The sequence below is a fragment of the Wenzhouxiangella sp. 15190 genome (assembly GCF_003417465.1).
Classification (GTDB): domain Bacteria; phylum Pseudomonadota; class Gammaproteobacteria; order Xanthomonadales; family Wenzhouxiangellaceae; genus Wenzhouxiangella.
Genome location: NZ_QVMV01000018.1, coordinates 23,846 through 35,465, shown reverse-complemented (window position 1 = coordinate 35,465; position 11,620 = coordinate 23,846). Strand labels below are relative to the sequence as shown.

8 protein-coding genes are annotated in these 11,620 nt (G+C 62.1%); 2 read left to right on the top strand and 6 right to left on the bottom strand.

Features of this window, described 5'->3' with window-relative positions:
- Window positions 1-172: 172 nt before the first annotated feature.
- Window positions 173-709: a DUF2062 domain-containing protein gene (locus DZK26_RS04650; RefSeq protein WP_116898380.1), complete on the top strand. Its 537-nt coding sequence runs from the start codon at window positions 173-175 to the stop codon at window positions 707-709.
- A gap of 75 nt (window positions 710-784) precedes the next feature.
- On the opposite strand, the gene DZK26_RS04645 is transcribed toward DZK26_RS04650, so the two are convergent.
- Both DZK26_RS04645 and DZK26_RS04640 read right to left on the bottom strand, forming a co-directional pair.
- Window positions 785-1,564 carry a crotonase/enoyl-CoA hydratase family protein gene (locus tag DZK26_RS04645; RefSeq protein WP_116898381.1) on the bottom strand — a complete coding sequence of 260 codons (780 nt, stop codon included), beginning with the start codon at window positions 1,562-1,564 and terminating at the stop codon, window positions 785-787.
- A gap of 25 nt (window positions 1,565-1,589) precedes the next feature.
- Window positions 1,590-3,386: an acyl-CoA dehydrogenase gene (locus DZK26_RS04640; RefSeq protein ID WP_116898382.1), complete on the bottom strand. Its 1,797-nt coding sequence runs from the start codon at window positions 3,384-3,386 to the stop codon at window positions 1,590-1,592.
- A gap of 121 nt (window positions 3,387-3,507) precedes the next feature.
- Between DZK26_RS04640 and DZK26_RS04635 the strand changes: the two genes are divergently transcribed.
- Complete coding sequence (locus DZK26_RS04635; protein ID WP_147316853.1) at window positions 3,508-4,773, top strand: lipopolysaccharide assembly protein LapB; 1,266 nt, start codon at window positions 3,508-3,510, stop codon at window positions 4,771-4,773.
- Between the two features lie 73 nt (window positions 4,774-4,846).
- Here DZK26_RS04635 and DZK26_RS04630 read toward each other — a convergent pair whose 3' ends face one another.
- From DZK26_RS04630 to DZK26_RS04615, 4 genes are all read right to left on the bottom strand, one after another.
- A complete protein-coding gene (locus DZK26_RS04630) occupies window positions 4,847-6,634 on the bottom strand; it encodes a CocE/NonD family hydrolase (protein WP_181918396.1) in 1,788 nt (595 codons plus the stop codon).
- Window positions 6,635-6,780: 146 nt separating this feature from the next.
- Complete coding sequence (locus DZK26_RS04625; RefSeq protein WP_181918397.1) at window positions 6,781-8,583, bottom strand: serine hydrolase; 1,803 nt, start codon at window positions 8,581-8,583, stop codon at window positions 6,781-6,783.
- A gap of 144 nt (window positions 8,584-8,727) precedes the next feature.
- On the bottom strand, window positions 8,728-9,207 hold the full coding sequence (locus DZK26_RS04620) for a DUF4440 domain-containing protein (RefSeq protein ID WP_116898386.1): 480 nt from the start codon (window positions 9,205-9,207) through the stop codon (window positions 8,728-8,730).
- A gap of 250 nt (window positions 9,208-9,457) precedes the next feature.
- The gene (locus DZK26_RS04615) at window positions 9,458-11,536 is read right to left on the bottom strand and encodes an ATP-binding protein (protein WP_116898387.1); all 2,079 of its coding nucleotides are present in this window, start codon (window positions 11,534-11,536) and stop codon (window positions 9,458-9,460) included.
- Between the last annotated feature and the right edge of the window lie 84 nt (window positions 11,537-11,620).

Sequence of the window (11,620 nt, the reverse complement as noted above, 5' to 3'; positions counted from 1 at the left end):
AAAAGCCCCCTAAAGGCCATTCCGGAAGATCTTGATAGTGAGCACACCAAGCCGACGCCGAATCAGCGAACTAGAAATTTGGAGCGAGATGATTCTTACAAATAGTTTGGTTTCTGCCGAATTGCGTACACTGGGCGCTTCACGTCTCGGCGGGCCGTGTGCCTGACTACCAGTGTTCAAGAAATTCATTCTCAATCACCGCCGGCAGATGGCTTCCGGCGAAGGAAAGGGCCAGAACAGTGAGCGGGTGCGCCAGTGGTTGCGACGCTCCGGCTGCCTGACCTTCAAGCGCGAACCCATCGCGCGTGGCATCGGCATCGGCCTTTTTGTCGGCCTGACCCCGACGGTCGGGCTGCAGACCATCATGATGCTGGCCGGCAGCCTGCTGGTACGCGGCAATTTTCCGGCCGCATTCGCAATCTCCTGGGTCAGCAACCCGTTCACCCTGCCGCCGATGGTCTACGCCTACCATGAGTTGGGCAAATGGTTGTTCGGGTCCTGGGCTCAGGCCTTGTTCAAGGGCTCGGATGCGGTCGACAATGCGCTGATTGCGGTGGTGAGCACGGTCCTGGGCACGCTTCTGATCGCCATCCCCATCGCGCTGGTCGGCTACTTCGCCTCGCTGGGCATATCGGAAGTCTGGCACCGCCGCCGTCACCAGGCCCGGGAGAAACGCCGTCAAGCAGCTCGCCGCGAGCGCGAATCCTGAGTTTCCGGTCAGTCGCGCAGCACCCCCAGAACCAGTCCCATGAATCGTGGGTGACCTGGTTTTCATTGACTTCGTTCAGCGCCCCTTGAAGACCGCGTCGCGCCGTTCCAGGAAGGAGCGGATGCCTTCCTTGACGTCTTCACTTTCCATAACCGGGCGCAGGTCCGGAAACAGCCGCTCCTTGGCCGCGTCGTGGCCGTGCAGCCTGGCCAGACGGGATGATTTCAGGCTCGCCTGGACGCCCAGGGGCGCGGCCTTGGCCACCTTGCCCGCCAGCTCCAGGGCTCGGTCGAACTGCTGTCCCGGCTCGACCAGTTCCTGCACCATGCCCCACTCGTGCGCCTGGCGGGCCGTCCACTCGTCACCGGTGAGCAGGTAGCGCTGGGCATTGGCCCAGCCGATTTCCTCCTGCAAACGAATGGTGGCGCCACCGCAGGCGAAGATGCCGCGTTTGACCTCGAGCTGGGCATAGCGCGTGTCGTGGGCCGCCACCCGGATGTCGGTATTGAGCATCATTTCAACGCCGCAGGTAAAGCAGATGCCCTGGGTGGCATAGACAACCGGCTTTGTCAGGGGCTCACCGGACACAAAGAACGGGTCAATCTCGCCCTCGCCGAGTTCCAGGCCCTTGCCCCGGGCAAATACGTCGGCCCAGTCATCCAGCTCCAGGCCCGAGGTGAAGTGATCGCCCTCTGCATAAAACAGCCCGACCCGAAGGTCATCATCGCGGTTCAGGCGCCCGTAGGCAGCGGCGATCTGGTGATACATCTCGCGATTCATGGCGTTCATCTTCTCCGGCCGGTTCAGGCCGATGAACAGAACATGATCCCGTGCTTCAACATTGACCAGTGACATGTATTTGTCCTCGCGTGTACCGCATTCAGAACCATTCATCCTTCATCGCAAGACAAGTGTCGTCCATGCGATCGAGAATCTCGAGGTCGCGGCCGATCCCGGGCAATTCCCAATGAAAGAAATAGCGGGCCGCCTGAATCTTGCCGAGATAGAAGTTGCGGTCCGCCCGGCCGATATCGGCATCGAGCCGGGCGACGGCAACATTGGCCTGCCGGAGCCACATCCAGGCCACCACAACGTGGCCGAACAGATGCAGATAGACCGAGGCGTTGGCCAGGGCATCATCCGGCCCCTCCTCGCCCAGCGCACGGCCGAGCCGGCGCGTCACCTCGCCGACCCGCTCGATGGTTTCACCGAGTGACTGCGCCCATTGTTGGCACTGCTTGTCAGCAGCCGCCGCCATTTCGGCCTGAATCGCGCCCAACAGCAGTTCGAGCCCCTTTTCCTGCCAGACCTTGCGGCCGAGCAGGTCCAGGGCCTGGATACCGTTGGTGCCTTCGTGGATGGGGTTCAGACGATTGTCGCGCCAGCACTGCTCGACCGGGTACTCCCGGGTGTAGCCGGCACCGCCATGGACCTGGATGGCGAGGTCATTGGCCCGGGTGCCGTATTCGGACGGCCAGGCCTTGATCACCGGCGTGAGAAGATCGAGCAGTTGCCGGGCCCGTTCACGTTCTTCACGTTCCGGATGGGTCTGGCTGTCGTCGACCAGCCTCGCGCCGTAAAGGCACAAAGCGAGTGCACCCTCCACCCAGGCCTTTTGTGCCAGAAGCATGCGCCGGACATCGGCATGCTCGATGAGGGCTACCGGTGGACTGGCCGGATCCTTGTTCGAAGGCGGCCGGCCCTGCAGCCGTTCCCGGGCGTAGTCGAGGCTGTGAAGGTAGCCGCGATAGCCGATGGCCGCTGCACCGAAACCGACACCCAGGCGGGCCTCGTTCATCATCTGGAACATGTATTTCAGACCCTGGTGCGGCTCGCCCACCAAGTAGCCGTAACAAGGCGCGTCGTCGCCGAAACTCAGGGCGGTGGACGTGGTCGAGCGATAGCCGAGCTTGTGGATCAGTCCGGCCAGCGAAATCCCGTTGCGTTCGGCTGGATTGCCCTCGCCATCCAGGCGGTACTTGGGCACGATGAACATGGAAATGCCCTTCACGCTGGCAGGTGCGCCTTTTATGCGGGCGAGCACCAGATGAATGATGTTGTCGGCAAGCTCGTGTTCGCCGCCCGAAATGTAGAGCTTGGCGCCCCGGATCAGGTAATGCCCGTCCTCAGTGGGTGTGGCCGAAGTGGTCAGATCAGCCAGTGAGGAGCCGGCCTGGGGTTCGGTCAGCGCCATGGTGCCGGTAAACCGGCCCTCGAGCATGGGCGGCAGGTAGGTTGAGCACTGCTGCTGTGACCCGAACAGCCGGATCACGTTGGCCGCCGCCATGGTCAGGAAGGGATAGCCGGCGGTGCCGGGATTGGCGGCAACGAAGAAGCCGTTGCAGGCGGTCATGACGCTCTCGGGCAACTGCATGCCTCCGAGTGATTCGTCGTAGCGCCCGGCGATGAAACCGGCGTCGGCATAGGCGTCGATCGCGTCCTTGACCTCGGGCCGCATCTCCACCCGTCCGTCGACAAAGTGTGGTTCCTCGCGGTCGGCCAGCGCGTTGTGCGGAGCGAATTTCTCCCGGGCGATGCGATCGGCCGACTCGATCACCGCGTCGAAGGTGTCACGATCATGCTCGTGAAACCGCTCCCGCTCGCACAGTCCAGCCGTATCCAGCACCTCATAAAGCTGGAATTCGAGATCCCGCCGATCGAGCAGCGCTTCGGTCATGAACAATCTCCCTTGTCAGTCATAAATTTCAGACACCCCCGGAGAGCTCAATGACTATCGGCACAGGCCATCGGGATGACACCGTTCGATAATACCGATTGATAACCGGGAAAAGTACATTTTGCTGCCCCCGCCCAATTTGCCAAACGCGCGACGAGTTGGGAGAATCAAGCACATGAACACAGGCTTTTTGCATGGTGCTCGTCTGCCAGTCGCGCTGATCCTGCTTGTGCTCGCGGCAGGCTGTGCATCGGTGCCGCAATCCAGTCAGCAACACGAAGCTGACTCGAACGACCTGGTGCAACCCCCACTGCCGGTGCCTCGGCTTGACCTGTTCCAATCCCGGGCCGATGTCCCCTCGTTTGACGAACTCACGCGACTCACCCCGGCGCAGGAACGCCAGTTTTTTGATTGGTTCAACGCACCCGAGCGCGTCGCGGTCAAACCGCACCGGCGCATCGCCGATTATCTTGAAACCCTCCTGGCCGACGTCACCTTCGACGATCAGACAAGGGGCGCTGCCGATGTGCTGGCAAGTCGACACGGCAATTGCCTGTCGCTGGCGCTGGTGACCACCGCAATCTCACGGGTTGCCGGGGTCGATACCGACTGGAAATTGACGACCCGCAACCCGGTGTATTCCTCTGACGACGGCGTGGTCTACAGCGCCAATCATGTCCATACCCGATTGTTCGATCCAACCTACGAGACCAGGCCCGGACAGATCACACTGCGTCGACCGCATGTGCTGGTCGACTACTTCTCCCAACGCCCGAAATCAGGCGGATTCACGCTGAAACACCACCAGATTATCGCGTTGACGTATCAGAACCTGGCCGCCGAAGCGATTGCAGATGGCGATCTCGACAGTTCATTCCACCTGTCCCTGAAAGGGCTGGAACACGATCCGGCCAACCCGGAGCTCTACAACATCCTCGGCCTACTCCACAAGCGTAAGGGCGCATGGAACACGGCCGAGGCATACTACCGCCACGCTCTGGACGTCGGCGGCGAACGACTGGTCACGTTGCGTAACCTCGAACGCCTGTTGCTGGCCCGCGGTCGCGAGGCAGAGGCCCGGAACGTCGCACGGCGAATTGTTGCGCTGCCAGACTCCGATCCGTTCCCATTGATCAAACTCGGCGACGAGGCCCTGCAACGCGGTCATATCCAGATCGCGCTGAACTACTATACCCGGGCCCGCGACCTCGCACCCTACCTACACGAGATCCATGCACGAATCGCGACCGTGCGGTTCCGGCAAGGACGACTCGGACTGGCCAGGAAGTCCATGCGCGAAGCACTGGAGCGCGCCGGCGTGAGTGACAAGAGCAAATATAAAAAAATCGGGAAATACCCGGATCTCGCAAAATCAACCTGGCCATGAGTCACTAGAAATCGTCGACCGCGATCGGGTTCTCGAACGCTGGCTGATCGACTGGTCGGGGCGGTCCCCAGACTCAGCCGTCGTCCGAGACGACCGGCAGAATCAGGCGACTTCGATGTTCTTCATCGTGGTGCAGCCGCACCGTCGCGGTGCGGGCATCGGAAGCCGTCTGCTCGTGCACCGGTTTGGCGGCGTTGTAGTGGCGCTGGTCGCCGATGCCGTTGGCCGGCCGGATGAACAGCCGCAGGCGGCTGCCTTCGGCAACCTTGCGCGAGAACCAGTAAAAGCGGTCGAAGACCAGCTTTTCGATGGTGCCCGGCTTCATCATGCGGACCTCGCGCAACCCGTCCCGGTGGCGCGCGCGTAGCGTCTGGCCGGCCAGCGCGATGCTGCTGCCGTCGACGCGGATCTCGTAGAGCGTGGCGTCGACGTCGGTATCGGGCACGTCCATCTCGATGAAGGCTTCCACTCGGATATTCCCGCTGATCTCGGTGGCCTCGTCGAACGGCTCGCTGTGGAAGATCAACCCGTCGCCGTCGGTCATCACCACCTCGGTCTGGTCCACGATGTAGTCGTCGGCCGTACCGCGCTCGGCCTTCGACGTATCCAGGGGGTCGTAGACGTATTCGGAATAATCGCTGCCGGTATCCGGCTCGGGTGCCAACACCCCGGATCGAAAGAGATCGTGCACCGGGCGGTCCGCGCCGAGTCTCAGCACGAGTTCGTCGTCGGCAACTGCATCCAGCGATGGGGCCGATTTCCACTCGTTGGCGCCGGCGACGAAGTAAGTCACCCGATCGAGCAGGAATTCCGGCCGCTCGCCGTCTTCCATTGTCCAGTGATACCAGTCGCGGTCGAGCGCGAAGGCGTCGAACATCATTTCGTCACCGAACTCGTAGCCGCCGAACGACTGCTCGGGCATGCGCGTTCCACTGTGGTTCCAGGGGCCGAGCACGAGGTAGTGCGCTTCTTTCGCCGCCTCGCTGCCGTGGCGCATGTGCTCGTGGTAGTAATGCATCGCGCCGGGCTGGTCGCCGTCGTAGTAGCCGGTGATCGTCAGGATGGGCAGGTCGAGCCGGGCCAGTTCATCCGCCGACGGGACGCGCGCAGCCCAGTAGTCGTCCATAACCGACCGCGAGACCCACTCGTCGAATGTCTCGCTGGGCATGCCAACGTGTTCGTCGAGTTCTTCGAACGCAATCCCGGATTGGTGATACTCGAGGAACTTGCGCTCCCAGAACGCGTCGTCACCGAACGTGCGGCCCTGCGGCGTCACCCCGGCGGTGAGCGTCAACCAGCGAATCACGTACGGGTACTGCACGTTGTAGTTCATCGGGAAATCGATGCCGTGATACGGCGAGGCGATCGGCACGATCGTGTCGAGATCCTCGGGGAAGTACCGCGCCGTGGCCCACTGGTTGTAACCGCCGTAGGAGCCGCCACGCATGCCGATCTTGCCATTTGACCACGGCTGTTCGGCGATCCACTGCACAATATCGTAGCCGTCGCGGCCGTCTTCGAGATCCAGCGGCTTGAACGCACCTTCGCTGTTGCCCCTCCCACGCGTGTCGACAATCAGGAATGCAAACCCGTGCCGGGCGAAATACTGTGCATCGGGATGGTAGCGATCGCTGATATACGGCGTGATCGTCACGATCGTCGTCAACGGCCCGTCTTCTTCGCGCGAATAGCCGTCAGGCCGGTACAACGTGCCGTTGAGCACGGTGCCGTCACGCACCGGGATCTCCACACCCCAGATGAAGTCGACATCGGTTGGCTCGCGGCCGATATCGTCGGAGGACTCGGCGACGGCCGTCGCACCAACCATGGCGCACAGCGCGAATGCAATCAGTTTCCTCATCGACATGCTCCGTGACAATCGCACCGAGCATAGCAGGAAGGCGGCAACTTCTTGCAGTTCGCGGGCGCCCTGGTTTTCGACCCCGGCCTCACCTCCATTGACCGAAGGATATAAGCAGATTCGAGGTCGAGCGCCGAATCTATGTCTTAGCGTCCCTTTTCTGCCTTGCGCAGCCGATCGAGAGTCATCTTCGTGGTCTCGTCGTCGGGATCAAGCTCCATCACTCGTTCATACGCACTGATGGCGTCCGGATCCTGACCAGCGGCCTCGTACGCCTGGCCCAACCCGGCCCAGGCCCGCGTTGACTCGGGGGCGATTCGGGTCACCAATCGGTAGATCTGAACACTGCCATCCGGTCTGCCCGTCTCCATGAGCATTTCCGCGGCACCATCGAGCAGAGCAGCAACACTCGTTCGATTCGTTGCCAGGAGCCCTCCTATGGCCTGTTTGGCCGAGTCCTGGTCGCCGGCCAGAAGGTCGACCAGGGCGCTGCCGACCGCCACCAGAAGTTCCGATTCGCCCTCGGTCCGGTCCATGAGCTCCCGTGCCCTTGCGACTTCACCGCCGGCGGCGGCGTACAGCGCGGCCCGGACCAGGTGCTCGGTGTCGACGATCCCGGCCAGGGTGCCGTCGTCGTCCCGGACCGGCCAGTAGCGCGCGTGGCTGTCCTCCTCGTGCAGCGTGCCGTCGGGCTGGAGGTAGAGGCGAAACGTGCCTGCAAACGGGGCGTCGAAGACCAGGTGACCGTCCGCCGCCTTGATTTCCACGGTGCCCCGCTCCGGCAGGCCGAGGGAAGCCGGGGGATAACGCCATTCACCGACGAATTCGGAGAGTGCGTCGCTGGCAACGGAGGTGATCAGCGGATCGGATTCAGTGGTTACGGGCGTCAGCTCCGGATCGTCGATCGGGTTACCCGACCGTGCCTCGAGGACCTCCTCGACCAGGTCCAGCAGCTTGCCGGAAGGCGTGTACTCGAATTCATACGTGTTCGCGCGGTTCACAATCACCACGTCAATATCCGGGAGCACGGCGATCATCTGGTAGCCCACGCCCAGGGCCGCGTACATGCCGTGCTGGCGGAAACGGGGCTCGAGGAACGTCCACCACATGAAACCGTAGCCCCGTACCTCGTTGTCGAACGAGTAGGTGGCGGCGCTGCGGCGCACCCAGTTCCGGGAGAGGATTCGCGTATCGCCCCACAGCCCTTCCCGCGCGAACAGCAGCCCGAAACGGGCCGCGTCCCGTGCCGATATCCGGAACGGATAGGCCGGATAGCGTGACTTGTCCCGCTCATAGTGGTAGTAGCCGTCGGAAACCCGCCAGTCCTCCATCCCCAGCGGCTCGCCGAGGTGTTCGTCGAAGGCGGTGAAGACCCCGTCTCCGGTCTCCTGCCGGAGAATGAACGCCAGCGTATTGAAGTCCCAGTTGTTGTAGGCGAAGTGCCGGCCTGGCCCCTCGCTCCCCCGGGGCCGCGAATCAGTCCGACCGCCATATGCCGCCGGGTGGAAGACGCCCGACCTAGCTTTCAGCAGGTCCAGAATCCTCGCCTCCCGCTCCGTCTCGAGCAACGGGGCCGGATGGTCGTCGATTCCGAGATCCGAGAGCCGTTTGTTGAGTTCGATCTCGTCGCGGTCCCAGTAGATTCCGTACAGTGCGGAAAGGAAGCTCTTGCGCACCGAGTGAGCCTCGAACCGACGGCCCACCTCGCCCCAGGCGGCCACCACCGCACCATCCGCCACGACCATGAAGGCCGCCGACGGCAGTGCTTCCCAGCTTTCTCTCGCCGAGTCCAGCCGCGCCGGATCGAACCCGGCATCCTCGATATCCGCGTACCTCATCCAAGTCTCACCGGGCACTCGCTGGGCGTTGAGCTCACCCGAGAGGACCAGGGCCAGTGCCAGGCCCATGAACCCGACCAGCCGACGGTGGGGTTGTTTGCTGAACTCCATGAGTCTCCTCCTGTTCATCGGCAGCCAGTCAAGAATGGGTAAGGCCTCACTTGCAGGAAATCCATCGACCTACGCGTTGCGGACAGTCGCCTTTTGTAGAAAATTCCTACCGCCAGTTGCGACACTTTCAGAATTGCATGGTGCCTAGAAAGAAGAATCGTTCTCGAGCGACTCGAAGGTCATTACCGAGACCGCCAGCTTCCAGCCTCCATCAGCCTGTCGCTGCCAGGTGTTGCTGTATATGCCCCCATTACCTGCCTGGCTCGAATATCGACCCGCCAGGGTTACCAGGCCTTCTTCGGCTGCGACCCGGTCGACCTCGATCTCCGTGCCGCTGCCTTCCCCGGCCTCTCCTTCAGGCGAGGCCAGGTAAGTGTCGAGAAAGTCCTCCCGAATCGCCGAACGGCCCCGAAAGACATGCTCGTGATCGACGAGCACGACGGCATCCTTGGCGTAGAACGCAGCGGCTTTCTCGGCGTCGCCTTGGACCATTGCCGTGGCGAAGGCGCCGTAGGCCTGTTGCAGGGCTTCCGGGAGTTCCTTGCCTTCCTGGCCCGCAACCGGAGTCGGCGCCAGCAAAATGCCCGCCAGAAACGAGAGTGCAGTAGCGTATACCTTCGGCATGGCCTCCCACCTCCATCCGTCGAGTAATGGCCCCCATCTACCCCGGCCTTACCCCCATCGACCGATGGCTATAGCCAGTCTAAACCCCCAGCTTATTGATTTCAAAGAGGATTCGGGGAGGCTTTGGGACACCGATTCGTACGCCGGATTTGATGTCGATACGCTCCCGGTCCTAACGGCCAAAACATTGATGTTAAAGGCAGCTGATCTCGGTCAACGGCCGGAGCTCACGAGAGTCATGGAACGATGTTCAATCCGCCTGGGTGTCGAACTGCCACAGGACCTCGGCAAGCCGGGATTCGGCCGCCCGCAGTCGGCGTCTCAACGTGCGTTCGGAGACGTGGACGCTCTCGGCGGCCGCCGGGTGTTTCCCGGCCGGCACGAAATAGACTTGCTCCAGCGCCTCGTGCAGAGAACACGGTTTCGGTGAAGCTGACAAGTGACGCTCGCTCTTGGCCTGAATCAGGCTACGCAGCGATTCAGGGTCGCTACGATTGCCGTAGCGACGCAACATGGGTGAGTGCAGCAGCGGACTATGCGCCAGAAGCGAGTCGTCGTTGAATCCATGCAGGGCGTCCACGACAGCCTGCTCGAATGCCTTCATGTCGAGCAGCACAACATCGGCGGGTCGCAATTCCGGTGCATCGCCGTCGCGGAGGATGCGCTCGACGCAGTTGTGCGCCCATTGAAAGCTTGGCTCGCGTCTCAGATCGTGGGCGGTGATGCCATAACTGCGGCCACCGATCTCGTATTCCGTATCGGGCAGAATCCAGGCATCCGCCGTGTTGTCGATTTGGCTCCAGTCATGAGCGAGATCCGAGGCCCAGCCCAGAAGAACGATACCGGGCGTGAACATGAGGCCGTTGAGTTGGGCTGCCAGCTCCGCCCATACGGGCGTCCGCGCCTGGTGGGTCCCGTGTGCAATCATGAACCGCGTCAGCATGACCTGCTCTGCCCCACGTAGCGGCGCGTGGCGATCCAGATAACGGAACAAGGCCTGCACGCAGGGATCATCCGAACCGGTGGCGAGGTCCGAAGCGTCGAAAAGAATATTAACTGCCACTGCGCACGGCTGCCGGGTACTGTCACGGAGCACCAGCAGCTCGGTATGTTCGCGGCTGAGCCAATATTCGAACCAGTCCGCCGACTCGTCCCCCTCGAGGCGTGCCACCTCCGCTTGCAATGCCGGAATCTCCTCTGCGCTAGCCGAATCGGGGTAGCACTGGACGTCGCCGAACGGGAACTGGCGTTTGACGTGCGGCTCATGGCGCAGGGTGTATATCGTCTCGCCAATGGCCTGCAAGGCGGCCAATTGGCCGGCGTTTTCGAGGCCGTCCAGCCTATATGCAGCTGCAATCCGGATCAGCCCGTGGTGGCGTTCGAGATTGCGCTGGCGCAACTCGTGCACTATCACTTCCCGCACAAGGTCATGAATCACCAGGCCATTGGTCTGCCGATCGATGAAATGCTGCTCGGCAAGCCAGTCGAATTCACTGTGTACGTCGCTGCGCTGCAGCATGGCCGCCAACAAGGGCTCAGTCAGAACCCGAACCGTCGCGCAGGCGGCCAGCGCATCAAGTTGACGGGGCTCGTCTACGTCGCCCAGCAGCCACTCGACCAGGTCCCGGATCAGATCCGGGGACCCGGCGGCATCGAATGGCTTGTCCGGTTTTCTTGAAACCCGATCGACAGCGAGGGCCAGTGCCAACGGATGGCCGCGCGCAAAATCCCGTACGGCAGTTCGATGTCTCTCGGGGACTTTGCGATGCTGGAAATACTCCGACACGGCCTCGGATTCCAGCGGCTCGAGTTCCACGTCGATCAACAATTCGCTCAGCCCGGGATCTGCGTGCCACCTCGCGTCAGGTCGGTTCCGGCCCGCGAGGACCAGAATGATCTCGGCCGGGAGGCTCGGCAGAAGTTCGGCACGCAACCACCCATCGAGACTGGAGAGTCGTTCGGTGTGATCGATAGCCAGAATTCGGCTCTTTCCTCCGACTCTCGTCGATGCCACCACCTGTTCAACCGACTGACGGACCGCATCAGGCCGCGCCGGCAGCAAACGCGCATCCAGACAGTCGAAAGAGTGCTCTCGCTCGAGCGCACAAACCCGGAAGGCTTCCAGCAAGCTGGATTTGCCGATCCCCCCGGGACCGTGCAAATAGATGATGCACGGTGCCCGTTCAGCGGCAAGCAGATCCGCAAATTGAGCTATTTCCCGATTGCGCCCGACCAGGTTCTGAACCCTGGCCCGGCGCTGCACGCGGCGAACCGTTCTCTCCGGCGACCGTGGTGTGCCACCTCTGGTGCTTTCCGTCAACCTGGTCATCAACGATGGTCGTTGGAAAAATTCAAGTCAACTATAGCAAGGCTGACCGCATATTGGCCGCATTTTGGCCGCAAATCAGGCTGA